Genomic DNA, 26,905 nt, shown 5'->3' on the forward strand with positions numbered 1-26,905 from the left:
AATAAGCTGGTGGCGTGGGAGGCTGACTTCATAGTCGCGGGCATGAAGCTTATCCTCTGCTTTCTTGGCGGGCTTGCTCTTCAGCTCCAGGCGGCTGAGCAGGTGTTTTTCGCTTTCGACGATCACAACATCGCCTGGCAGCACAATCTAAAGCTGACTTTGGAGGCAGCACAGAAGCATCCGGGTAATCCGGTGCTGAGCAATGGCCCGGCAGGTGCTCCGGATCATGGGCATGCTGTGCTCTATGGCACGGTGATCAAGCAGGGCGATACCTTCCGCATGTGGTACCTGGGCATGCATGAGGCGGCCGTGGTGAAAGGCCAGGCTCCTGGCTGGTGGAGGCCCATGTGCTATGCGGAAAGCAAAGACGGCATCGCCTGGACCAAGCCCGAGCTGGGTCTCGTGGAATTTAACGGCAGCACGAAGAACAACATCTGCCGCATTGAGGGCGCGCCCTATTCGATGACTCGTGTGAACGATTTTCTCTCAGTGCTGTATGAGCCAGATGAACCGGATGCCTCGAAACGCTACAAGTGCGCCTACATCGCCCACATGCCCATCGAGGACGTCAAAGGTGGGCGCAGCAAGATAGGTCCCAATGAGAAACGCTGGGGAGCCTTTGTCACTGCCACCAGCGCGGACGGCCTGAGCTGGAAGTGCGTGGGCGACCGGCCGGCCAATGCTGGCGGCGAGCGCTTTGAAGTCAGCAGCCTCTACCGTTTCGGTGACTTTTACTATGCCACAGGCCAGCTCCTTAGCCCCTGGTCCTGGCGGCCGGATGGCAGAGAGATCGGGCGCGACATGCTGGCCTACCGTTCGCCGGACTTTGTCACCTGGTCCAAGGCCAAGGCCTTCTCCTATGCACGTCCTGGCCAACTTTCTGATCCGCCGGTGAAAGGCCAGCAGATGCACATGGGAGCAGGATTGTGGAACCGGGGGAATGTCATGGTCGGACTGCACGGCATGTGGCAGGACGCGGAGCAACCGCCGCCCAAGGGCAAGAGCTGGAACTACGGTGTGCGTGTGGACCTGGGCCTCATGATCAGCAATGACGGCGTGCATTACCGCGAGCCCGTGCCCGGCTTCAAAATCATCCCGCGTGGCAAGGAAGGGGAGTGGGACGACATCGCCATCCTCCAGGGGCATGCCTTTGTGAACGAAGGAGACAAGACCATGATCTGGTATTCTCACTGGAATACCGGCGGCGAACTGGAGCACATGGACATCGGCCTCGCCACGCTGCGGCGGGATGGCTTTGGTTCTCTATCCCGCAAGGTGTCCGAGGAGGAGGGGCACTTCATCACCAGCCCCTTTACGGCAAAGGAGATCGCCATCAATGTGGACGGCCTCACGGTGGAGACCCCTCTCACTGTGCAGCTTCTGGATCACCTTGATCATCCCCTGGACGGCTATGAAATCAAATTCAGCACCAACGGCGTCCGCGTTCCTCTCAATTTGACCAAGCCTTTGCCCGCAGGTAAAAAGACCGCGCTGCGTGTGAATATCCCTGCTGGCAGCGCCGCGAAGGTGTATGCCATCTACCTCAACGACTAGCCGCCATGTCGCTCACTCTTGTCACCAAACTCAACGACACCGATTACAAGCTGCTGCACCGGGCTATCGACGGTTTTGTTCCTGCCATGGTCTTTGATGTGCACACGCATCTCTTTCACTCGCGCCATTTTGCCGAGGGTAAGCGGCCGGTGTTTCTCGATGAAAATCGCGGCTATGGCATGGCAGACTTTCAGGAAGCCATGCGGCTGTGGCTGCCGGGGCGCGAGGTGGAGGGGCTGTTCTTTGGCTATCCCAGCGCTGGGAATGACCGTGCCGGTGAGAATGCCTGGCTGCAGTCGCAGGTGGATGGTACAGGGAACTCACGTGCGCTGGTGCTGGCTGCGCCGCAGGATGATCCCGCCGAGGTGAGCCGCCTCCTGAGCACGGGCGTCTTTGTCGGCATCAAACCCTATCGTCTCTATGCCGATGTGCCGGATACCAAAGAGGTGGAGATCGAATCCTTCGCGCCGGAGTGGATGTGGGAGCTCTGCCATGAGCACGATGGCATCCTGATGCTGCACATCATGCTGGCGGATGGCATCACCGATACGCGCAATGTGGAGGCAATCCGTAGAATGTGCCGTCGATACCCACGCTGCAAGCTGGTGCTGGCGCATGTGGCGCGTTCATTCAATTACCGTCACGCCCGCGAAGGTCTGCATCATCTCGTGGACCTCGACAACGTCGTCGTGGATACCTCCGCTGTCACCCAGGCCGGAGCCTTTCGCGCCGCACTGGAGATCTTGGGTCCTCGCCGTGTACTCTGGGGCAGCGACTACATGGTAAGTGAACTGCGTGGTTCCTGCATCACGCAGGGAGACGGCTTCACCTGGATTCACCCCGAGATCACTGGAGACAAGCTCACCATCTTCGGTCAGTACACTACGGTTGGCATCGAGTCGCTGCTCTGCCTGCGCGAAGCCTGCGAAGACACCGGCATGACTCAGGGAGATCTGGAAGACATTTTCCGTGAGAATGCGCTGCGCCTTCTGAAGCGAACACCAGAAACGCACTCGGGACAGCAACTCTGGGAAGAGGCCAAAACCAAAATCTCTTGCGGCACAGGGCTGCTCTCCAAGCGCGCGCACCTTTTTGATCCGCAGTCCTGGCCCTCGTATTTCTCACGCGCCAAAGGGGCCTGTGTGTGGGATCTGGATAACAAGCGCTACACCGATTTTACCGGCGGCGTCGGTGCCATCCTGCTTGGTCATGCCGATGACGAAGTGAACGCGGCCGTAAAGCGCCGTGTGAATCTCGGCAGCTACGCTACACTGGCCACTCCCGATGAGGTAAAGCTGGCAGATGTGCTGCTGGATCTTCACTCTTGGGCTGGAAAGGTGCGCTACGCACGCGGCGGCGGCGAGGCGCTTGGCCTTGCGGTCCGCATCGCACGTGCGGCCACGGGCAAAAGCGGTATCGCCTTCTGCGGCTACCATGGCTGGAGCGACTGGTATCTCGCTGCCAACCTGGGTGATGACGCTGCGCTCGATGGCCATCTGCTTCCAGGTCTGCAGCCGCTTGGCGTGCCGCGCGAACTGGCAGGCACGGCCGTGCCCTTCCGCTACAACGACATCGCATCCTTCCGCGCCGCGTTGAAAAAGCTGGATGGCAAACTGGCCGCTGTCGTCATGGAGCCCATGCGCTCCGAAATGCCGCGCGATGACTTTCTGCAGCAGGTCATCTCCGAGTGCCACGCCGCAGGTGCAGTCTACGTGCTGGATGAAGTCACCAGCGGCTGGCGCTTTGGCTTTCCAGGCGCGGCTCCGGGGCTGGGCATTGAGCCCGACATCGCAGTCTACGCCAAGGCGATCTCAAATGGCTACCCCGCAGGTGCTATTGTGGGCAAAGACTCAGTCATGGATGCGGCGAACAGCAGCTTCATTTCCAGCAGCTACTGGACCGATGGCGTGGGCACGGCTGCCTCGTTGGCCTGCATCGATAAAATGCAGCGCGAGGGCGTACAGCAGAAGGTGTGGCAGATGGGGCAGCACCTGCAGTCGGGGCTTCGAGAGTTGGCCGCACGGCATCCATCCCTTGAGCTCAAAATCGGCGGCATGCCCTGTGCGCCTTCGCTTGCCTTTGGCAATCCGGCTGCCAAACCGCTCATGATCCGCCACATGATTCAGCGCGGCTATCTCATGTCCAGCCAGCTCTATGTTACATGGTCGCACATGGATGAGCACCTCTCCGGCATGCTAGCAGCGCTGGACGAGGTGCTGGCCCTCATGGAGCAGACTCCTCTGGAGCCCATCACCGGGGTGCAGCAGGGCTTTGCGCGACTGGTGTGATGCACGGATTTTTCACTGGCAAAAGAGTGCCTGCGCCGGAGTGTCGGCGTTTGTTGCCCACGCTTCCATCCCATTCCTGATCATGCACTTTTTGTCCTGTTCCACATTATTTCTTCGCCGGTTGATTTGTCTTTCAGCCTGCCTGCTGCCGGGTGCCATGCTGCAGGCTGTGGTATTTGAGGTGGGCCCATCTCAAAAGCTGCCAGAGATAGGATCCGTTCCCTGGGAAAAGCTGACCGCAGGTGATGTGGTGCGCATTCACTGGCGCAAGTCGCCATACAAAGAGAAGTGGGTGATCTGCTGCCGAGGCACTGAAAAGCAGCCCATCACCATCAGCGGTGTGCCAGGTCCTGCGGGTCAGCTTCCTGTCATTGATGGACAGGATGCGGTGACGCGACCGCAGCTCAACTACTGGGGACAGGAGCGCGGGGTGGTGAAGATCGGAGGTTCCAATGTTTCGGCCGTGGCGGAGCCTGGCTACATCGTGCTGGAAAATCTGGACATCCGCGGTGGCAGGGGGCCTAACAGCTTCAAGGGCCGGCGCGGCCTCACGCCCTACAGCAAGGATGCCGCGAGCGTGAATGTGGAGATCGTCGATCATCTGGTGCTGAGAAACCTCGTGCTGCATGACAGCAGCAATGGGCTCATGGTTAGTGCCAAATCGAAAAATATCCTCGTCGAGCGCTGCCATATTTACGACAATGGCAATCCGGGCAGCATTACCGAGCACAACGCCTATACCGAATGCAACGGCATCGTGTTTGAAGGCAACCATTTTGGACCTCTCCGTGAAGGGTGCTCTGGCAACAACCTGAAGGATCGTTCCGCTGGGCTGGTGGTGCGCTACAACTGGATCGAAGGCGGCAACCGCCAGCTTGATCTCGTGGACGCCACCGGCAATCCAGTGCTCAATGCTTCTCCGGCCTACCGTCACACCCATGTGTATGGCAATGTGCTCATCGAGCGCGAAGGGGATGGCAACAACCAGTTTGTCCACTACGGCGGAGACAGCGGAAAGACAGCCAGCTACCGCAAAGGTGTGCTGCATTTTTATCATAATACTGTCGTCTCCACACGCACGCGCCCTGTTGCGCTTTTCCGACTCTCATCGGAGGAGGAGACGGTGGAGTGCCATGGAAACATTCTCCATGCCACTGGCGCCGGGAAGCACCTGTCCCTCATGTGCAAGCTGGGTGTGCTCAAGCTGGGTAAAAACTGGCTTACAGAGGGCTGGCTGCCCAGTGTGGATGAATTCACCGGCAAGATCGAAACGCTGGCACCCTCGGTGCAGGGGGGTGACCCAGGCTTTACCTCTTTGGAGACTCAGGACTTCAGTCTCGTCAATACATCTGCATGCCTGGCTGCGGCTGCGGACCTGCCTGAAGATCTGCCGCCAGTGCTGCGCCGCTATCTTCGGCATCAGCAGATGGAAGACCTGCCTTCAGACGTTCGCAGAAATCTCGGAGCCCAGTAAATTAAAAGCACGACCTGCTGCACCATGCGCCTTTTTTCCGTCATCCTGCTGCACCTCGCACTTGCCGGGGCTGGTCTTGGTGCGACGAAACCTGCCGCGCCTCCGCCGCTGCTGCAAGATCCTTGGGATGAGAGCTATGCCAATCTCGATGCCACTGGGCCACATGTGCTGGGTTGCTGGAAGTTTGACGAAATGCCTCTCTCGGATGCCTCAGGGCGTGGTGCTCAGTTGATCGTGGACCGTGCTAATTTGGTGCCGGAGGGGCGCTTTGGCGGAGGTTTGAAATGCGGCACGCCTGCTCGTGTGGCCGTGGCGCATCCGCACCTCACTCCGCAGGGCGCATTTTCTGCTGAGATGTGGGTGCGGCCGGCCGCCAGTCCCGTGATGCAGAAGGCCGTCTGCCTCTTGGACAAGCAAGGGGCGCGAATGGAGGAATTTTCCTGGAGTCTGCTGCCACCTGATCAGGGCGGTCTGCGGCAGATGATGGTGAGGCTGGGCTTTGGCACCTATGCCAAGGAGTTTGCCTCGGAACCTGTGCTGCTGCCGGTGGACGAGTGGCGGCATCTGGCCTTTAGCTATGATGGTGCGGGAAAAGTTGTCTTTCACGTGGATGCGCAGGTGGCGGGAGAGGGATATGCCGAGCGCTGCGGCGCCGTGGCAGCGGGCACGCAGGCGCTCTATCTGGGACACAGCTCCGGAGGCATGGGGGCGTTTCAGGGCATCATGGATGAGGTGCGCCTGTGCTCCGGTGTGCGTGGATATGCGGCGTTTGCGCTTTCGATCGATGGGACATCTCATGTCTGGGAGCGCATGGAGCGCCCGCTGCCGATGAAGATCACCTGCACCAATCTGCGCCGCGTGGCGTTGCGTGGTGCCAACATGACATTCAGCGTGAATGGGGAGACACAGTCCTTCATCTTTCCTGATCTCGAACCCGGCACTACAAACGTGAACGAGTTCGGGCCTGACACAGCTCTCAAGCCGGGGGCCTATATGCTGGAGGTGGCCATTGGCACGGGCCTCAGCCGCACCAGCCGCACTCAGGCTTTTCAGATCACCGCGCGCCACAGCCACATGCTTCCGGTGGTGCTGGATGGTGTGGCTGTGGAGGCCCTGCCGCAGATGAAGGATCTGGCCTGTACGCACTGGACGGGCATTCTCAATGATGATGCTCCATACGTGGGCACTGCCAATAAATACCATCCGCTGACAGTGCGGCCCAGGCTTGAGACCGGACTCCTTAATGGCATGCGCACGGTGGCGAAGCTGGATCATGACCAGATCATGCTGAGCCGGGGCCTGAAGAAAGTGGGACGTGACGGAAAGGAGTACATTCCTGCGGAAGTGAATTTCGCTCCTGCTGGTGCCGCCAGTTTGGTCGAGGCCTGCGGAAATATGTTTACTCTCTACTATCGCACCTTTGGCAACTGGAATGGAGTTATGCTCGGTTCATCCTACTCGGGTGGTTGGAATCCTAGTCTCGGAAAGGCGGAGCAGGATGCGTACCAGAAATACAGCGGGCAGGGCATTCCAGCGGAGGTGCAGGCGGATTTCGTGCACTGGGAAAAGCTGCCGGGTTTTCCTCCTGATCGCATGATCCCGGATGATCACCCGGTTTTGAAATACTACCGCTGGTACTGGTCTGAAGGAAATGGGCGAGGCGCGGCGAATGAAGCATGGTTCAAGTCGTATGATCGACGCAAACAGGAGCATGTGGACACCTGGATCATGCATCATCCCTCGGTGCGTCAGCCTTCCAAAGCGGGTGCGTTCGATGGTGTGAACATTATCGGGGATCAGAGCATGGACACGCGTGATCCACTGATGGCCGGGCTGTGCATGGACCAGCAGCTGGCCATGGGGGCGGCGCACAAGCGTGATCTGGGCGTCTTCGGCATTCTGCCGCTGAGCTGGGGGCGTGCACTGGTTTCGCCAGCGGGTGCGGAGGGCACTGCGTCTTCGATTCTCCAAGCGGACCGGCTCATGCCTGCGCAGCGCATCACCATGGCTCCGGCGCTTTTGAAGGAGAATCTCTGGATGCTGCTATCGCGCCCACTGAAAGGGCTGGTTCTGGGGGAGGGTGCCACGCTGTGTGGTGCCTCCAGTTGCACGCACCCACAGAGTCTGACGGCTGCACGCGATGTAGCGCAGCGTCTCCTCCGGCCTCTGGGACCCATGCTCGGCAGGCGTCAGGTCTGGCGCTCACCCGTGGTGTTGCTGGAGAGCTTTACTTCCCAAGTCATGGCGGGGCGCGGGTTGTATCGCGGAGGTGCCTCCAACACGCTGGAGCTCTGGCAGGCGCTGCAGCGCGCGCACATTCAGGCAGACATCGTGTATGAGGAGAGTCTCATGGATGGTGCGCTGGATGGACGGCAGATCCTGCTGATGCCAGACTGCAATGTGCTGCCTGTCAGCGTGGTGGAAAGAATACGAGACTGGCAGAAGTCAGGCGGCAAAGTGCTGGCGGATGATCATCTCTGCCCGGCGCTGAAAGCCGATGCCTCATGGCTTCAGCCGATGCCTGAACATCCACCACAGCCGCAGGCCGTGCAGGCACCCGATGCCACCTCTCCGCCCGCCGAGCCTCCGCCGCCTCTGTCTTTGCCAGAGCGGCTTACAGCTTTGTGCAAAGACCAAGGCTGGCAACCGAAGGTCAGCTGCGACAGCGCTGAAGTCATCCTGCACACCAGCCAGACGGGCGAGGCGCTCTGCCTTTTTGTCATCAATGACCGTCGGGAGGCCGGCACTTATGTGGGGCAGCATGGACTTGTAAAGGAGTCTGCGCTGCCGGTCACCACCAACCTCAATCTAGGACAGGACAAGGTGAACGTGTACGATCTCACGCGCTCCACCTTCCTGCTGCCCAAGCGTGAGGACAGCGGCCTCATCATCCCGCTGAAACTGGGACCCTCGGAAGGACGTGTTCTGCTGCTGTCGCCAGTGCCTCTGCTGGAAATGCAGGCCGAGGTGCCCGAGACTGCCACGTGTGGAAACACCGCCGAGCTGCGCGTGCGCCTGCTGACTTCCGGTGGCATGCCCATGCCTGCGTCCATCCCGGTGGCGGTGACCATCCGCGATGCTGATGGCGCGCCTGCCGAGTTTGACGGTTATCACGTGGTGGAAAACGGCGAGCTGACCCTACGGCTGGATCTTGCCCGCAATGAAACTCCCGGCACCTGGGAGATTCACATCCGCGAGCTGGCCTCCGGCATGGAGACCACAAAGTGGATGCAGGTCAGCCCCTGAGATGGCCCGCCACGTCTTTCAGTATCCAACCAACGCGCACTCATTCCCATGATCATCGACTGCCACAACCACGTCGGCTCCGACCTGCTCTTTTATCTGCACGGCGACTTTCCCTATGCCCAGCATCTTGTGACGATGCATGATGAAGGCCGCGCATTAGGGGTAGACCGCTGGATCGTCTTCCCCTTTGTCAGCCATCTCGCGCTGGATGTCACCGCCTTCATGGACAACGAGATCAAGGACGAAAAGGGCCGCCTGCAGGACATCCCCTACGCCTTTGAAAACCGACGGCTCATGAAGGAGTGCTACGAGCTCTTTCCCGAGGAGGGAAAACGCATGCTGCCCTTTGTGATGGGCGACCCCATGCGCAACACGGCGGCGCAGGAGAAGGAACTGCGAAAGCTGCGTGGCGAGTACCGCTTCCACGGCATCAAGATGCAGACCACCATCCTGCAGGCGGACATCAAGCACCTGCGTGATCGGGGCAAAGTCTTTGTGGAGCTGGCCGCCGAATGGGATGTGCCCTTCCTCATCCATTCCAGCGTGGCGGAGAGCGATCTCTGGGCCCAGGCGCATGACATTCTAGACATCGCCGAGGAGAACCCTGGCGTTCGCTTTTGCCTGGCGCACTCCTGCCGTTTTGACAAGGAGTGTCTGGACCGCGTGCAGGCACTGCCCAACACGTGGTTCGACAACTCCGCCCACTGCATCCACTGCGTGGGCGCGGTACAGGATCTGCCCTACGTGGCTCCCAAAGCACGGCGCTTTGACTCCGACTACTCCGACCCTGCACGGGTCATCATGGACCTCGCCGCCGCCTACCCGAAAAAGTTCATGTGGGGCAGCGACTCGCCGTTTTACAGCTACGCCGCTGAGATCAATGGCCAGGTGGTGCGACTGATCAGCACCTACAAGGATGAAGTGGACGCCCTGACCGCTGGCGGCACTGAAATGGTCGAGCGTATCGCCCACACAAACATCCGCGACTATCTTGGGGGCACGATTTTGTCCTGACAAGATCCGTGTATTGACCTGCCTGCTGCCGCCGTTATAAGAAACTTAGGCATAATGAAAGCATTCTCTCTTGAAGGTCGGGCGGCACTAGTCACAGGATCATCCCAGGGCATCGGGCTGGCGCTGGCCAGCGGTCTGCATGAGGCGGGCGCGCGGGTGGTTTGCCACGGGCTGAATGAGCGCCCCGCAGACTTTCCCGCCTGGGCCTCCTATGTTTCCAGCGATCTCTCGGCGGAGGACGCCCCGGCAAGGCTGGTCCAGAGCGCCTTTGAGGCGGAGCCAGGACTGGACACTCTGCTGTGCAATGCGGGCAGCTTCTTTGATGTGGGCTTTCTGGAGATGACCCGCGAGCGCTGGAACAAAACCGTGCAGCTCAACATGGCCTCCGTGTTTTTCACCGCGCAGGCCTTTGCCCGCCGTCTGGTGGCGGAAAATCGCGGTGGCTGCATCGTCATCACCTCCTCCACCAATGGATTCCAGGCCGAGGCAGATTCCTGTGCATATGATGCCAGTAAGGGCGCACTGGTGATGCTCACGAAGTCTCTCGCTGTGTCTCTGGCAGATCATGGCATCCGCGTGAATGGCGTGGCACCGGGGCTGATCAAGACCCCTCTCACCGCAGGTCTGGTGCATGCCAGTGACACCGCCATGGTGGAGCACTACGAAAAGAAAATCCTGCTCAAGCGCCTGGGCACTCCTGATGATGTGGCCGGGGCGGCGGTCTTTCTCTGCTCGGATGCCGCGTGCTACATCACGGGGGAGACGATCATCATTGATGGCGGACTGACGACGTGTCAGATCGGCCGGAAGTGAGCAGCCCCACCCCCATGGTGATCAGCGTGCCCAGCAGGCTGAACCAGATGAAGGACACCAGCAGCGGCGGCTTCACAGCAGTGAGCACTCCATTTTGATACAGATAGAGCGAAAGCAGGGAGATGAAGCCCGCCAGGCAGCCCAGCAGCGCACCGCGTGTGGTGGCCCGCTGCGTGAACATGCCCAGAAAGAACAGCCCCAGCAGCGGCCCACCGATGAGACCGATGACCGTGTTTACCGACTCGACCAGATTTCCCGGCATGAGAGACACCGCAAAGGCCAGCCCGATGACGATGAAGCCGTAGATTACCGTGATCATTCGCGCGCGCCCCACCTGCTGCGCCTGCGTGCCTTCGGCCTGTGTGGAGAGTCGTTGCTTGAAGTCCACAAACGTGGCCGATGCCAGGGAATTGAGCCCTGCTGAGATGGTGGACATGCTGGCCGCGTAGATGGCCGCGATGAGCAGTCCCGGCAGTCCTGCCGGAAGCTGCGTCACCACAAAGTAGGGCAGGATCTGGTCTTCTTTGGCGATGAGCCCTGCGGTCATGGGGTCGCCATGAGTCTTGTAAAAGGCATACAGCACCAGCCCGGTGCCATAGAAGAGGATGAGCACGGGCAGGATGAGCCAGAGTTTGATCCATAGGGAGCGTTGCGCCTCCCTCAAGCTGCCCGCGGTGAGGTAGCGCTGCACAGACACCTGGTCTGTGGCCATCTGCACCAGATGCAGAAAGGCCCCCGCCAGCAGCACAGCCCAGAGATTCACGCGCTCGGAGATGCTGAAGGAGAGGCTGAGGTCCAGCCGGTGGTCCGCCACGGCGGTGTCCCATACACCGCCCAGCCCGCCGGGGATCTTGCCCACGGCCACCAGCACGATCACGAGCTGCCCGCCAAAGAGCACGATGAGCTGCATCACATCCGTCCAGATGACGGCACGCATGCCGCCCAGCGCCGTGTAAAGCGTGGTCAGCACGCCAGAAGCCAGGATGGTGAGCCACAGCGGCATGCCGGTCACTTTTTCCAGCGCCAGCGCAGGTGCATATGTGGCCGCAGCCAGCCACAGCGCCACACGGAAGATGAAGAGACCGGATGCCAGCAGCCGCACGGAGAGGGAGAAGCGCTCCTCCAAAAACTGATAGGCCGTGAAGAAGCGCGACTGGTAAAACTTTGGCAGCATGTACATCGCCGTGAACGGTGTGGCGATGAAAAAAGCCAGAATCACGTAGGCAAAGCCGAAGCCGTTTTTGTACACATCCGCCGGACCCGCGAGATAGCTGATGCCGGAGAAAAGCGCCGCCAGGATGGACATGGCCACCAGGATGCTGTTCATGCCACGTCCCGCCAGGAAGTAGTCGCCGAGGGATTTTGACCCGCGTGCCGAGAACAGGCCCACGCCCACAGATGCCGCGAGGTAGCCGCCGAAGATGGTGTAGTCGAGCCAGGAAAAGTGAGTCATGCGCGGGCTGAATTGATACCGCAGGAAAACGGCCGCAGGCCAGGCTGTTTTCTGGTCAGTTTTTTGAACCAGACGAATATGGGCGCAAAATGAGGACATGGGTGGTATTCATGAATACCAGCCGCCATGTCAGAAGCCGCGCCCGCTCCCACGTCTCTGCCTTACACCGACACCAAGCCGGCCGGGCATGCGGACTTTTATTTCGCCACCAATGCCACCTTTCGCTTCATCCTGCGACATCGTGGAGAGCAGGCGCTTCGCAGCTACTGGCGCGACATCGGCGGCAGTTACTACCGTCCGGTTTCACAGCAGTGGGCGGAGCAGGGGCTGCCTGGTGTGGCGGACTACTGGCGTGCTTTTTTCAAAGCTGAGCCCGGAGCGGATGTGGAGATCAGGGAATCAGACGCCGAAGTCCGTCTGGAAGTGAGGCGTTGTCCGGCCATCCACCATCTGCGAGAGCATGCCCGCGAGATCGTGCCGCAGTTCTGCCAGCACTGCTATTTTGTGAATGAAGCCATTGCTGCGCCTGCAGGTATGACAGTGCGCGTGTGTGGCGGCAGTGGCACCTGCACGCAGCGCTTCATGAAACGTACGGCGGAAACCGAAGCCCAAAGCCTGGAGGACATTGCCACGGCATCATGATCGGCTGCTACGACTTCTGCGGGCACTACGAGTGGACCTTTGAATGGCTGCGCCAGCAGGGCGGACATGAGCTGGTACGCGCCTACTGGGACGAGGCCATCCATCAGGATTCGCAGTCGCATGCGGTGGAGCTCATCGTAGGGAAGGGGATCGAAGGCATGAAGGAGTACTGGGGGCCCACGCTGGCGGACGAAGGTGCGGTGTATGAGCGCACGGTCACGGAGGATGTCTTCCGCATCGACATGCACGAGTGCCCTTCCAAAGGATTCCTCATTCGCAACGGCCTGCATCAATATACCGACTACTGCGACCATTGCATGGGCTGGATCGGCCCGCTGATGGAGAAGGCCGGGTTTGTCATCGACCACGAGCACAACCACTGCGGCCAGTGCTGGTGGGAGATGCGCCGCAAAAACGACGCTTCTCCGTCAAGCGCACCCGGCGTTCTGAGCGGCAGAAGCGATGTGCGACTGCGTCCCGGCTGGAAATCACCTCAAACCGACCACTATGAGCGCGCTACGGATCCTGATGACAAAACGACTGTCTAACCTGGCGCTCCTTGCGGTGTTCTCTTGTTCATTGCACGCCGCTGACTGGGAGCCCCTGCCGTCATTGCCTGAACCCAACGGTGGCTTTGTCTGTGGAGTGCATCAGGGAAAAATCATCATCGCAGGCGGCACAAATTGGCAGGGTGGGAAGAAAAACTGGCTCAAGGCGGTGCATGCCTATGACCCCAAGGAACGAAAGTGGTCGCAGCTGCCAGAAATGAGCCACGCAATTGCGTACGGAACCGCATTGCAAACCGCCGACTCATTGGCCTGGCTGGGCGGCAGCGATGGTGCCCTGTCGCTGAAATGGTTGGAGGTGCCGGAAGGCACCAAGTCTCGTGTGCAGATTCCCACACTGCCAGATGCTGTTGTTCTGGCTGCAGGCGGCGTAATAGGAGGGCTCTATCTCATGGCTGGCGGCACACCAGATGCCGCTAACATTGCAGGTGTCAGCAGCAAGGTCCACGCTGTGGCTTCTGCGGATGGGCGTTGGCAGGTCACGCCCAAAGCCGACTACCCAGGCAAACCTTTCGCCGTCGCCGCCTCGGCGGTGGCAGGTGCTGAGCTTTTTATCTTTGGCGGCATGAACTACGACGCGGCATCCAGCGCGCCAGTCAATTCACGGGAGGCCTATGCGTTTTCGCCTGCTGCGAACACGTGGCGAAAACTGCAGCCTCTGCCCCTGGCCACTCGCGGCATGACTGCCGTCGCGCTTGATGATCAGCATCTATACCTCGCCGGTGGCTATACAGATGACTTTACGGCAGATGCCCTGATCTATGATGTGAAGTCTGACACGTATGCCAGAACCAAAGCGCTGCCCTATGCTTCGATGGTTGCACTGGTGAAGCTCGGCGACTACGTCTATTGCCTCGGCGGAGAGGACAAAAAGCAGTCTCGCACCGACAAATGCCACCGCATTCCGGTGGAGGCGTTGCGGCAGCCTTAAGGTGGACCTTTTTTGCGGTGCCAGGTCAGGGTGTCCACATGACCCGATAAAAAGCCCGCTGGCCATTGATGCGCGCTGGCAGTGTGTCCGTGTAGGTCGCGTTGGTGTTGGTATTGGTGAAGGTCAGCGGGGTGGTGGTGATGGTCTGCCAGGTGACAAGGTCGGTGCTGTATTGAATCTGATAGGGTTTGTTGGGCACGGCATTCCAGCGCAGCACCACCTGCCCGGCTCCGGCGGCCACCATCTCAATGGGCGGAAAGACGGTGGGGCGGAGTGTGAAGCTGTTGCTCACGTCCAGATTGTGACGCGAGGCATTTTCATCCTGCGGGCGGTAGGCGCGCACGTAGTCGGCCACCACCTGGGCGGGCGTGACACGTACGCGGATGTGGCCCGAGTCCGCGAGCAGGAGGCTGCTCAGGCCCTGGGTGTATTTGCCGTCGGCGGCGCTGCCGAGTGTGGTGTAGTTGGCGGTGCCGGGCTGCGGGCATTCGAGATAGACGATGCCGTCGAGTGTTTGATAGCCGTAGAGATGGTCGTGCCCGTGGAAGACGACGCTGACTTTGTTTTGCTTCAGCAGATTGTGAATTGGCATGTCCCAGCCGGGACGGTGGGAGGCGAATCCATTGGTGGTGCCGTCGGCATTGAGACCGCCCCATTCATAAAAGCCAGCTACCTCCACGCCACCGCGTGCAGCCACGTTTGGGGTGACTCCATCCGCCAGCGTGGTGGTGCCGCCCACGATGTGGTGCATAAAGACAAACTTGTAACGAGCGCTGCTGTTTTTCAGCGTGTCGCGCAGCCAGTTGTATTGCGTCTGGCCGAGCGTCCAGTTCCAGGCGTCATTGCCCTGGTTGGGATTGGTGGTGGTGTTCCAGAATGGATCGAGCACGATGAAGAGGGCGTCTCCCCATTCCCAGGCATAGTAGTCCTCCAGCAGGCCTAGGCTGCCGCCGGTGTAGGTCAGCGGGGTGGGGTTGCCAGAGTAGAAGGCGCTGGGCACCGGTGTCGGGTAGTAGGCTTTGCGCGCCAGAAGATCCCAGGCAGGGATGTTGTTGAGCTTGTCGGTGGCGGAGTTGAAAAGGTAGCCGTATTCCGCCTCGTGGTTGCCGAGGGTGAAGAAAAACGGCACGCTGTGGCAGACGAGTTCAAACTGGTTGCGCAGCAGGATGGCGCGGTTGTTGAGCAGGGTCTGATTGAGCTGGCCGGTGGAGAGCTCGCCGCCCCAGATGGCAGGAATGCCGTTGGCGAGAGGCTGCTCCATTTTGTCCGTCATGAAGATGTCGCCAAGGTCGATGTGGAAGTCCGGTGCGTCGGTGGCGATGTTTGACATGGCACGATCCAGTAGGCTCAGATCCGTGTTCACGTCCAGGTGCGGGTCTGCCGAAATGGTGAAGGTGAACGAGGTGCCGCGTGCGCGTGCGGTGTGGAAGCTGCGCTCTCCACGCGCATTGTAGAAGCTGGCTCCGGTGCCGCGATACCGGAAGCGGTAGTAGTACTCGGTGTCAGGCTGCAGGCCGCTGAGGGTGATCTCCACGGGGTTGTAGAATTCGGGGTGTGCGGCATCCACTTGGAAAAGGGCGGGTGTGGTGGCCTGCGTATAGCTGCCGGGGCTGGTGCCGTATTCGACAAAGGCGTAAAGGTCGGTGCTGCCCACGACATTGAGCGTCATGCTGGTGTCTGATGGCATGCCGAGGAATTCAGCGCCTTTGATGGTGGCGTCTGTGATCGAGGAGGCGACCGTGTAGGTGTAGGTGCCGGACGCTGGATTGACGGTGACGCCGCTGGAGCTGTCGGTGGCGGTGATGCTGAAATTCACTGTAGTACCTCCATTTTGCACAGGAATCTGCACGCCGTAGATTCCGTCACCGGCCGCACCGTCTGCATGCAGGCCGTCGTCAACCATGGTCAGGAGTACATTCGCTGGAGGCGCAGTGGTGCCCACGATGATGTCGTCTATATCCACACGCGGTTTGCCCGTGGGGGAGGTGGGAGTGTAACCGGCAAACTGCCAGCGCAGCTTTGTCTGCGTGCCGAGCTCCGCGCCGGCAAGGTCGTAGTGGAACAGCTGGAAGCCGTGATTGATGCTGGTGGCGTTGACTGCCACTGGTGCGGCGCTGGTGTTTACATACGCGGCGGTGTTGATCACAAAGGAGGTGCCGCTTGTGATGGAACTGACGGTGGTATTCGGCGCAAAGGTGGTGGCGGCCATGGCATTGCTGGCGCTGGTGGCCGTGGCATTCGCGCTCATGGTGAACTGCGTGGCGGAGTCGATGCTGAGAATGCGCGTGGCATTGGGGATCCCGCTGGCACCGCTGAGGAACATGCCCACGGCCAACGTGGAGGTGGAGCTGGTGGTGACCACTGCGCTGCCGCTGGTGGTGCTGCCGGTAACATACACTGTGGGACCGATGAGTGCGCGACCTGCCACCAGACCGCTGGTGCTGGTGCATGTGACGGCGGTGCTGCCACTGGCGCTGCCGGTGGCATTGGTCACCACGCTGGTGAGGCCGAGAGTTTTGCTGTTCCAGTCCTCGCTCAGGCGGGTGTTCCAGGTGTTGCCGCCGTCGGAAGACACCTGGAAGGTCCACTGGTTGTTGTTGGTGGCGGTGATGCTGACAGTGGCAGCGCTGGTGGCCGCTGCGCTTATGGTGAACTGGCTGGCGGAGTCTATGCTGATGATGGTGGCGCCAGCGGGAACGCCCGAGCCCTGCACCAGCATGCCCACGCCGAGAGAACCGGTGGTCGATCCTGTGACCACTGCACTGCCTGAGGTCAGGGTGCCGGACACATTCACCGTGGTGGTCGGTCCGGCAAGGCTCAGCGTCTGGAGATAAAACTCCACATAGCCAGCGGTGCCGGTGGTGTTGATATTTCCCGTGGTGGTGAACATCGAGCCTGTGAGGCTTGTGGTGCCGCCATTGAATTCGGCTGCCGCGCCGGACGCGGAGAGAGTAAGCGCGCTGCCGGTGGCCGTGGCTGCGATGCTCAGCACCAGGGTGGTGCCATTGGTCACGGAGGAAACGGTGGCATTGTTGGGCACTCCGGTGCCGGTGACTGACATGCCATTGATCAGGCCTGCGGTGTTGTCGCAGGTGACGGTGGTGCTGCCGGAGGTGGTGCTGGCATTGGTCAGCGTCACGCCTGCTGCGGTGAGTGTGAGTCCTGTGCTGGTACCAGTGGCGGCCTGGGAGAGCACGAAGGTGGTGGTGCTGGAGACGGAGGCCACGGTGGTGTTTCCTGTCGAGGCTCCGCTGGTGCTGCCAGGGATGTTTGTTCCGGTGATCAGCATGCCTGGCCAGAGACCCGCCGTGCTGGTACAGGTCACGGCGGTGCTGCCGCTGGTGGTGGATGCGCCGGTGATGCTGAGCGGTGTGGTGTGGTTTGCATTGCTCACGGCCTGGCGCACATTGCCTGCGCCGACGGTGTTCCACGAGTTGAGCGCGCCGCTGCCATTCCAGTTGTTGGAGGAGGTGTTGCCAAAGACCTCTCGCCAGATCGTGGTGCTGACCGGAGTGGCGGTGTTGTAGGAGAGCTTCACGCTGGACACCGGCGCCTGCCCGGCCTGCACACGTGCGACCACGTAAACAGAGTCCATGTAGGTGGGGGACGTGGGTGCGGTGGAGACAGAGGAGATGACGGGCGTGATGGGGGACAGGCTCACGGTGATGGAACTGGCAGCCATGTTGCCAGCGGCATCCGTGGCGGTGGCGGTGAGGGTGTTTCCTCCCACGCTCAGAGGGACGCTGGCGGACCAGTGCGCGTAACCGTCCGCAGTGGTGGCGGCCACGCCATTCACCATGACGGATGCAATGCCGGAGGGCGCGTCTGACGCGGTGCCCTGTACATTCACTGTCGTCTGGCTGCTGGTGGCACCGTCGGCCGGGGTGGTGATGGCCACGGCGGGATTTACTGCATCTTGTGTGGAGGTGACAATGCTGCTGTAACTTGAAGTGGTGACGCCGTCCGTGGCGGTGGCGCGGTACCAGTACTGGGTGCCGCTGGTCAGGCCGCTGAACGTCACGCTGGTGGTGCTGACCGTCTGCGAAGAGAGGATGCTGCTGAAGTTCACATCCGTGGCCGCTTGCACGGTGTAGCTGGTGGCATTCGTCACCGCAGGCCAGGAGATCGTGCGAGTGGTTCCTGTGGTGTAGGCGGGCAGAGTGTTCAGCGCCGGGCTTCCGACCACGACTGTCAGCGTGCCCGCCGGGCTGGTGACGCTGTTGGTCACGTTGGGGCTGACATAGGTGTTCACGTTATTGATCACGACATCGTAGGAGCCAGCATCGGCGGTTGTTACCCCGGTGATGGTCAGCATGGCGTAGCTGGAGCCGGAAACGTACACTTTGCCGTCTGGAGCCACCGCAGTGGTGTAAGAAGTGGAGCCGCTGATGCGACCGCCATCGCTGAGATTCACGCCGTTTTTGCGCCATTGCACCGTGGGCGCATTTTTCGCATACGAGGTAAAGGGCGCATACAGCTGTACGGTGCTTCCCTGTGCAGCGGTGTTGGTGATGAGCGCAGGACCGATGTAGGGCGGATAGACTTCGGGCGTGATGCTGATGGCCGACTGCAGTGACGACACGATGGCTGAGTATGAGGAGGCATTCGCGCCGAGCATGATGTCGGTGGTTTCATACGGGTCGTCCTGGATGTTGAAGAGCTGATAGGTGGTGAAGCCCACGTTCAGCGTGATGCCCGAGTAGGCCACGTTGGGCGGATCGCTCATGACAAAATGCGTGGCATCGGTGACGGAGGCCACGGTGGCACCGCCTTTGATGCCGACACCATAAATGGAAGCACCGGCCTGCAGCCCCACGGTGCTGCTGCAGGTGACTGCTGTGGAGCCTGCGGTGGTGCTGCTGTTGGTCAGGAGCAGCGCACCGCTGAAGAGGACATTGGGCGCAGAGGTGTAGCCGCTTCCACCGTTGGTCAGATTGACGGCAGTGACCGTGCCTTGGGAAACCGTGGCAGTGGCGGTGGCTCCGGTGCCGCCACCTCCGCTGAAGCTGATGGTGGGCGTATTGGTGTAGCCGGTGCCGCCGCTGTTAAGCGTCAGGTTGGTGATCACACCACCGGAAACGGTGGCCGTGGCAGTGGCTCCGCGACCGCCGCCTGTGGCGCTGTAGATGAGCTTGAAGGTTTTGGTCTGGCCGCTGAGGGGATCGGTGAAATTGTTGAAGCCTACATTTGGGCTGGCCACGGTGACGAGCGGAGAGATATTGGTGACCGTGGTGTTTTTAGATCCGTCTGGATTGGTCTGGAAACGCGTCTGTGTGCCATCCGGTGCGCTGCCGGAGATGGACTTCAGTGCAGGCCACATGTTCAAGCCGTCGAAGGGCTTGGTGTTCTGCGGAGTGACTCCGGTGGCTGCGCAGAGCGTGGGGAAGAGATCGCCCACCCAGAGGTACATGTTGCTGATGACACCTGCGGTGATGGTGATGGAGGAGGGGCTGCTCGCTGTGGCAGGCGCTGCGCTGAGGATGAAGTGGGTGGCGTCTGTCACGGAGGCCACGGTGCTGCCATAGGCCAGCCCTGTGCCGGCCAAGGCCATGCCGCTGTAGAGACCCGTGGTGCTGTCGCAGGTGACGGTGGTGCTGCCGTTGGTGGTCACGCAATTGGTGACGGTGAGTCCGCCCGCCAGCTGGCCGGGCCAGCGGATGCCTGCGGGAGTACGGATGCCGCCCTCATACGGATCGGTCTTGGCACCTCGCAGCGGCAGGTCAGAGCCGCCGGTGGCATTCTCGCCGCCGTTGTCGCTGAAGAAGACGACAATGGTATTATTGGTGATACCCGCGGTATCCAGCGCGGCCAGCACACGCGCCATGTTTTTATCCATGTTATCCACGGAGGCAGCGAGGGTGCGTGTGGGCACATCGGCGATGTAGTGCGTGGGGTCGGAGGGAGTGCCGTACTTTGCCAGCACATCCGCTGGTGCGGAGACAGGACCGTGGATGGTGTTGAAGGCCAGGTAGCCGAGGAAGGGCTTGGAGGTGTCGCGGTTTTGGATCTGCGAGATGATCTTGTCTGTCAGGAGATCGCCGGAGTAGCCGCCGTGGCCCTGGGAGTCGGTGTGCTCGCTTGCACCATCCACGATCACATTGTTGAGCCACCAGTCGGGGTGATAAACGTTGTCGATCAGTGTTTCAGCCGAGCGGTGGGTCAGGCAGTCGATAGCACCGGAGTACGTGCCGTAGTGGAGGCCCCAGCCACGGTTGGTGGGAGCGTAGGCCGTGCCCTCCTGAATGATGAGTGTATTCTGGCCGTTCACGGTTGTGTAAGCGATGTTTTTGTCAGCGCCGCCGCAGTGCCACTTGCCCGCCATGAAGGTCTGGTATCCGGAGGCGGCAAAGGTCTGGGGCATGATGTGCTCGCTCAGATCCAGGCCGCGTGAGTTGTTCACGCCGGTGCGGATGGCGGAGCGTCCGGTGAGCAAGGTGGAGCGTGTGACGCTGCAGACAGCGGTGGGGTAAAAGCGCTCCAGCCGGATGCCTTTGGTGGCAAAGCTGTCCATCGCCGGGGTATCCACATGCACGCGGCCTGCATAGGTGTGGTATCCGATGTCTCCCCAGCCCTGGTCATCGGTGACGATGATGAGAACGTTGGGCGGGGTGCTGCTGGTGACGGTGAAGAGCTGCGAGGCGGTGTGCAAGGCGCTATCGGTCACCGTGACGCTGAAGGCATAGGTGCCCGCCGCCGTGGGCGTTCCGCTGAAAGTACCATTGGTGCCCAGCGTGACACCGGGTGGCAGAGAGCCGCCGGTCACATTCCAGGTGTAGCCGCTGCCAGAGCCACCGGTGGCTGTCAGAGACTGCGTATAGGCAGCACTGGTGAGCGCATTGGGCAGCGCAGGTGCAGTGGTGATGGCCAGCGGCAGGGTGACGGTGTAGCTGCCTGCATTGGCCAGCGTGGTGGTGGCACCGGTGCTGTCTTTGACCTGGATGGAGTAGCTGATCTGCGTGCCGGAGGCAAAGGCGGGAAGCTGCACACCATACACTCCGTCTCCCGCTGCGCCATCTCCGTGGGTGCCATCGTCAAACATGGTGAGCGTGACTCCGGGCACGGTGGAGATGGAGATGTCATCCACATTGAAGACTGGAGATCGGGTGGGAGTGGGCGGATTGTAGCCGCTGTATTGGAAGCGCATCTTCAGCGTGTTCACCAGTTCGTTCTGCAGCAATGTGTAGCTGTAAGACTGGTAGCCGTGATTCAGTGTTGTGCCTGCCAGTGCGATGGAGGACGCGGCGAGAGCCGGGGCTGTGTTCACGACGAAGTGCGTGGCATCGGTGACCGAGGTGACTGTGGAACCGGCGGCGAGATAGGTGGCCACCAGGCCTTGTCCTGTGGACGTGGAGGTGGCTGCCGTGCTCAGCACAAAGGTGGTGCTGTTGGTGATGGAGCTCACATAAGTATTGGCTGGAATGCTGTTGGCTCCGGTCAGGGACATGCCTGCCACGAGACTGCTGGTGCTGGCACAGGTAACAGTCGTGCTGCCAGAGGTGGTGGCCACGCTGGTGAGCATGACACCCGAGATGGCGTTGAAGGTCTGTGCGGAACCATTCGCTGTGGAATTGGCGCTGAGCACAAACTGCGTGCCGCTGGTGACGGAGCTGACAGTGGCGTTGTTGGGCACGCCTGCACCCACTACCACCATGCCTGGCGTGAGGCCGGTGGTGCTGGCGCAGGTGATGGTGGCGCTGCCTGTGCTGGTGGAGCAGCCCGTGAGCACGAGGCTGGGGCTGCCCACGCTCATGCCTGCGGTGAGGCCGGAGGTGCTGGCGCAGGTGATGGTGGTGCTGCCGCTGGTGAGGCTGCAGCCGCTGAGATTCACCGTGGTGGAGGCGTAGGATTCGCTCAGGCGTGTGTTCCAAGTGGTGCCCCCATCGGGGGAGAGCTGCATGGTCCATCCATTTCCTGCCACCATGTTCTGCGTCTGCACATAAAACTGCAGTGTGCCGGAGAGTCCTGCTGCAGGAATGGCATTGGTGGTGGTGACGGTGTTGTCCGTGTAGAGAGCGCTGCCCCGGGTAAACTGCAGACCAGTGCCTGCGGCTGTGAGTGTGGCGCTGGCATTGGTGGCTGAAGCATTGCCGCTGAGGGTAAACTGCGTGGCGCTGTTCACGGCGGAGACGGTGGTGTTGTTCGGAATGCCCTGTCCTGTGACGGGCATGCCGGAGAGCGTGGCGGTGATGGCCAGCCCGGTGTTCGTTGCCGTCGCGTTGGAGCTCATGATGAGCTGAGTGCTGTTGGTCACTGTTTTGACGACAGTGTTTGCGGGTATGCCCGTGCCAGTGAGAGTCATGCCCACCTGCACGCCCGTGGTGCTGGCGCAGGTGACCGTGGCGCTGCCGCTCGTGGTGGCTCCGCTGGTCAGGCTCACCGTCGTAGCACCTATAAGACCAGCCGTGCTGGAGCAGGTGACGGTGGCGCTGCCGCTGGTGATAGAGCAGCCACTGAGCGTGAGGCCTCCGGCGTAAAGCGTGAGCGCACTGCCGCTGCCCGTGGCGCTGGAGTTGAGCACCAGGGTTGTCGAGTTGGTCACGCTGCTGACGGTGGCTCCGGTGGGAATGTTGGTGCCAGCCACGAGCATGCCTGGCCATACGCCTGCGGTGCTGGCGCATGTAACAGTGGCGCTGCCGCTGGTGGTGGTGCAGGCGGTGAGGCTGATCGGTGTGCTGTGATTGCTGCCGCTGCCATTCTGACTGATCTGGCCGCTGCCGCCCGAGGCCGTGGTCCAGGCATTCAGTGCACCATTGCCCTGCCAGGGCTGGGGGTAAACCACCGGCGTCATCGTTTCGCTGAAGACCTGGCTGGGGGTCTGCACGCCCATGCTATAAGAGAGCTGCACCTGCGAGATGGTGGTGCCGGAGGGCGGGGAGATCTGCGTGGTCACATACGGAGTATCCGTGTTCTCCACACTTGTGGGATTTGTTGCAGGCGTACCGATCACGGGCACGGTGCCCGTCAGCGTGGCGTCAAACGAGGAGCCCACGGCGGTGTCACTGCAGGCGATGTGAAGCGCTGCTGAGTAGGAGCTGCCGGGGCTGGCATTGCTGAACATGACTCCAAAGGTGGTGCTGCCACCCGCAGCCAGTGTGGTGGGATTGGCAGGCGCGCTGATGAGGGCAAAGTTGGAAGCATTGGTGCCGTCGATGGTAACGCCGTTTAGTGTCAGCGAAGTGGTGCCATTGTTGGTGATAGTGAAGGTTTTGGTGCTCATGCCGCTGAAGCCCACGCTGCTGACGCCATCTGTCAGAGTGCTGGAACCCTGAGCCACGGAGATCTGCGTGGTCACACTGGTGGTGCGCACTGCAAAGACCGGATATGTGGAGGCAAACACCTCGTAGCTGATGATGCCCTGTGCTCCGCGTGTGGGGCCGATCTGTGCGGGAACGGAGTTGTTGATGCCCATTTCCACCAGCCACGCCTGAGTCACCGTGCCCGACTTCACCGCGCTGGAGGTCCAGTAGGCTGTGGGTGGCACCAGCGCTCGGAAGGTCTGACCGGAACTCGCAAGGATGCCCGTGCCGCTGGTGACGGTAAAGGTGGTCGCGCTCGTGACGCTGGCCACCACCGGAGGTGTGCCGGTTGGCAGATAGGTGCCGCCCGGATTGGAGGGATCCACCAGCACCATGCCGGGAATCATGCCTGTGGTGTCTGCGCAGGTGATGGTGGTGCCGCCTGCGGTGGTGATGCAACCGGCGAGTGTTTTGGCAAACAGAGTGCGATTCATCGCGGGCTTGAGGCCCGTGGTGGTGGTGGCCGTGGCCAGCGTGTAATCCGTGAGCGTCTGCAACTCTTTGACCGTGGGCAGACGCCAGTCGCCGTAGCCGCCGAGCGAGAGGTTTTCCGCATAGCTGATGGCCGACTGCCAGTTCATGGCAGCGGCTGGCAGCTGCGTCCACATCAGGCTGGTGTCCGTGTCGGTGATGGTGCCATCGTTGTTATTGACGTAACTGTGTCCGTTGCCGGGCTTGCTGCCACGCACGTAGCGTGCGTTGTAGCGCAGGCTGCCTCCTGCGCTGATCGTTTCCGTGATCGGCTTTGGCCCTAGGCCACCACCGGCATTCGTGCACCACACGTGCGTGGCATCGGTGCCGTAGATGTCGCTCGTCCACCAGTAGTCGGCGCTGTTGGTGTTGGGAAATTTGGTCTGGTCGAAAGCAGGATTGTTGTTGTGGTTGAAAATGCTGAAGAGCTCTGCAGGTGTGGGCAGACGCCAGTCAGTGTAGCCGCCGGTGCTCTGCGTGGAGGCATTGGTCACAGCGCTGGCCCAGGTGGACTCTCCTGCGTCTGTCTTCTGCCACATGAGACCGGTGACATTGTCGGTGATGGTGCCGTCTCCATTATCCGTGAGAGAGGGCGGGTTGATCGTATAGTCGGCGTCTTCGCCGAATGGAGCCCCGGAAACGGTGATCGTCTGTCCGGTATCTGGCAGCTTGATCTCGCTCCATCCGGACATGGGATAGGTGGTGAGTCGTGCGCCGCCATTGCTTGTCGCGCTCGGGGTATAAACGGTCGTGGTCGTCGCACCTGGAAGCCGCCAAGTGATGGTGAGCGTCTTGGGGTTCGCATTGCGGTTGATCTTCCAGCACTCGTCGTAGTCGGTGCCGTTGATGGTCACGCGCAGGCGGTAGTTGTCCGCAGAGGCTACGGCACCAGGAGAGGTGTCTTCAATGAGATTGCCTGAGCCGTCGGTTGTCAATGCCACCGGATTCTTGTAGGCGTTGGCATTGAAACCTGCGCCGCTGACAGGCTGTGCGGTATAGCCACCGGTGCCCGATTGGCGGATGGCGGAGATCTCGGGCTGGCCGTCCACCTGACCGCCGAAATTCACCACCGTGCCCTTGAAGGACGTCATCATGTAAGGCGACTGCGGTGTGCCGTACGGGTGGGTGGCGTCCACGGTGTTGGTGCCTACGGCGTGGTAGTGGTAGCCCCAGCCGCTGCCGTGGTCGTGCCCGCCCAGGGAATCCAGCGTCTGCCGCGTGCTGCCATCCGGTTCCACGTAGCCATAGATGGGGTAGCCATCCAGCGCCCATGCCACCGGCTTGTCATCGCTGAGCGGTCCGCCAAAACGCGCGGAGAGATGCATGGGCACGATGTGGTAGTGGTAGTCGTCCGCCATGCCGCAATGGCCGCCGTAGTAGTCCAGCTCTCCGATCTCGTAGGACACGCGGCCGGTGTTGTTGGCAGGATTGAAGATGGCCACACCATTGGAGGCCAGTGCCACCGCGCCGCGCTGGAAGTTGTTGTTGGTGGAGCCGGGGGTGAAAATCAGCGTGGGAGAGGCCGCCACCGTGGGCACCAGCGGCAGGCGCCAGTAGTTGGGCTGCCCATAGCCGAGAGAGCCCGCTGTGCCCTCAGGGTTGGTCACACCTGAGAAGTAGGCCACCGGCAGCGGGATCTGCTGCTGCCAGGAACTGATGCCCACCATGCGGTTGGGCATGTTGTCAGGCATGTTGTCAGACTCTTCGTAAAATGTGGTGCCATCCCAGTAAAAACGCACCTTGGGTTTGAAAGGTGCAAATGAAGCCGCCATCAGCGCTCCATTGCCCGCAGGTGCTACATAGGACGAAAGCTGCGCCAGCGAGGCCAGCCGCATCAGCGCAGGCAGGCCCGTCATGCTGTTTCCGGCGGCCATGCGCAGCGGTGCCTTGGGAGCGGTCGGCTTGGCCACCACCGGGGCTGGAGCCTTGCTCATGAGCTTCTGTCCGGCTGAGGAGGCCATGAAGTCATCTAGGATGTGCTGGCGCATCTCCTCGGTGAAGGGGCCTTTCCGGCCTGTGGTCGCGACATCTCCAGGCGTGTGTGCCGGGCAGATGGCGGGAAAAGCGAGGGCTGCCAGAGGCAGCAGCAGGCGGTCAGGGATCTTCATAGTGCCGACCATCAAGCCCGGGCTGTGTTAGCTTCTTGTGATGACCAGGAGGGAGAATTGTCAGCAAATGGTAAATATGAGCCCGGTCCGATGGTGTGGGAAGCAGGCTGCTCTGGCAGCCCCTGCCATCCCCAACGCATTTTTCAGCGTCAAAAACACACTGCCAAAACTGCCAAAACCCCCGGCGTGGGAGGTTTCGGCAGTTTTGGCAGTACGCTTTGAGCCGTGAAATAATTTTTCGAAGCTTGGAGCGGAGGCTAGGAGGTGCCGCAGGTCAAAATTCAACACGCTGAAGTCACTGTCAAAACCTCCAGTCCCAGAGGGTTTCGGCAGTTTTGGCAGTTCCTTTTGAGCGATGAACTTATTTTTTGTGAGCGATGACTTAGCCGCAGACCGCCACATTCCAGGAGTGAGATGCCTAAAACAGGATGTGAATGAAAATCAGTCATGACTCTGAAGCGCCTCTTAGCCTGCCACATCCTGAAGACAGGCTGTGCTCCTGTGGCACTGCCTAGATGGGTGTGACACATCAGTCCATGAGGTGGAATGATGTGTCATTCATAGATCACCATGGTATTTTATGGTTCTAGAGTGAATTGGAAAGTCTCGTGAGGAATGAGATTCCTGCTGGTCGAGAGCGGAATAAATGAGACACAGCATGCGAATGCTGTCACCGGCCTCTAGGTACTACAAACATTGTGGCTCTAGCTGAATTCCCAGTGTCCTGAAAAATTGCTGCCGTTTATCCATGGTAAACAGGGTGTCATGAGATGCCATTTTTGGCACAGCTATTGATGATCTATTCATTCATAGCAGCTATCTATGCTTCCTTCTTCTTGGAGTGAACAGCATAGGCATACTCGCGTCTGCCAGGGGGATAAAATCCACATCATTACCTTGTCATTTCTAAGAGGCTTGTTCTTGAATGTTTTTCCCGCAAAGGGTTGGTATGAGATGAAGTTCCATGGGTTGCACTCCACGCCTTCCTGAAAAAATAATTCTGCTGCTCCAAAAAGAACTGCCAAAACTGCCAAAACCTCCCGCTGGGC

The 26,905-nt window shown here is 60.5% G+C and carries 11 protein-coding genes; 9 read left to right on the top strand and 2 right to left on the bottom strand.

What is annotated here, in order from left to right; translation table 11 throughout:
* Positions 1–42: 42 nt before the first annotated feature.
* The 6 genes from HNQ65_RS01035 (at position 43) to HNQ65_RS01060 (ending at position 10,389) form a co-directional block, all read left to right on the top strand.
* Positions 43–1,554: a glycoside hydrolase family protein gene (locus HNQ65_RS01035; protein ID WP_184337500.1), complete on the top strand. Its 1,512-nt coding sequence runs from the start codon at positions 43–45 to the stop codon at positions 1,552–1,554.
* A 5-nt stretch (positions 1,555–1,559) separates the two neighbouring features.
* Positions 1,560–3,842, top strand: a complete 2,283-nt coding sequence (locus HNQ65_RS01040; protein ID WP_184337502.1) for an aminotransferase class III-fold pyridoxal phosphate-dependent enzyme — start codon at positions 1,560–1,562, stop codon at positions 3,840–3,842.
* 121 nt (positions 3,843–3,963) lie between these two features.
* The gene (locus tag HNQ65_RS01045; protein WP_184337504.1) at positions 3,964–5,316 is read left to right on the top strand and encodes a right-handed parallel beta-helix repeat-containing protein; all 1,353 of its coding nucleotides are present in this window, start codon (positions 3,964–3,966) and stop codon (positions 5,314–5,316) included.
* 24 nt (positions 5,317–5,340) lie between these two features.
* Positions 5,341–8,562 (top strand): LamG domain-containing protein, encoded by a 3,222-nt coding sequence (locus HNQ65_RS01050; RefSeq protein ID WP_184337506.1) that lies wholly within the window; start codon positions 5,341–5,343, stop codon positions 8,560–8,562.
* Between the two features lie 48 nt (positions 8,563–8,610).
* Positions 8,611–9,576 (top strand): amidohydrolase family protein, encoded by a 966-nt coding sequence (locus HNQ65_RS01055; RefSeq protein WP_184337508.1) that lies wholly within the window; start codon positions 8,611–8,613, stop codon positions 9,574–9,576.
* Between the two features lie 54 nt (positions 9,577–9,630).
* Positions 9,631–10,389 carry an SDR family NAD(P)-dependent oxidoreductase gene (locus tag HNQ65_RS01060; RefSeq protein WP_184337510.1) on the top strand — a complete coding sequence of 253 codons (759 nt, stop codon included), beginning with the start codon at positions 9,631–9,633 and terminating at the stop codon, positions 10,387–10,389.
* On the opposite strand, the gene HNQ65_RS01065 is transcribed toward HNQ65_RS01060, so the two are convergent.
* On the bottom strand, positions 10,346–11,842 hold the full coding sequence (locus tag HNQ65_RS01065; RefSeq protein ID WP_184337512.1) for a sodium:solute symporter family transporter: 1,497 nt from the start codon (positions 11,840–11,842) through the stop codon (positions 10,346–10,348). The two genes, HNQ65_RS01060 and HNQ65_RS01065, sit on opposite strands and share 44 nt — an antisense overlap.
* Positions 11,843–11,968: 126 nt before the next feature.
* On the opposite strand from HNQ65_RS01065, the gene HNQ65_RS01070 reads away from it, so the two are divergent.
* From HNQ65_RS01070 to HNQ65_RS01080, 3 genes are all read left to right on the top strand, one after another.
* Entirely contained in the window at positions 11,969–12,484 is a 516-nt protein-coding gene (locus tag HNQ65_RS01070) for a hypothetical protein (RefSeq protein ID WP_184337514.1), read from the top strand.
* Positions 12,481–13,032 carry a hypothetical protein gene (locus HNQ65_RS01075; RefSeq protein ID WP_184337516.1) on the top strand — a complete coding sequence of 184 codons (552 nt, stop codon included), beginning with the start codon at positions 12,481–12,483 and terminating at the stop codon, positions 13,030–13,032. Before HNQ65_RS01070 ends, HNQ65_RS01075 begins: the two co-directional genes overlap by 4 nt.
* A 64-nt stretch (positions 13,033–13,096) precedes the next feature.
* A complete protein-coding gene (locus tag HNQ65_RS01080) occupies positions 13,097–13,981 on the top strand; it encodes a Kelch repeat-containing protein (protein ID WP_184337518.1) in 885 nt (294 codons plus the stop codon).
* A gap of 25 nt (positions 13,982–14,006) precedes the next feature.
* Here the strand turns inward: HNQ65_RS01080 and HNQ65_RS01085 are convergent, their stop codons facing one another.
* Positions 14,007–25,856, bottom strand: a complete 11,850-nt coding sequence (locus HNQ65_RS01085; RefSeq protein WP_184337520.1) for a sulfatase-like hydrolase/transferase — start codon at positions 25,854–25,856, stop codon at positions 14,007–14,009.
* Between the last annotated feature and the right edge of the window lie 1,049 nt (positions 25,857–26,905).

It is taken from the genome of Prosthecobacter vanneervenii (assembly GCF_014203095.1).
Taxonomy (GTDB): domain Bacteria; phylum Verrucomicrobiota; class Verrucomicrobiia; order Verrucomicrobiales; family Verrucomicrobiaceae; genus Prosthecobacter; species Prosthecobacter vanneervenii.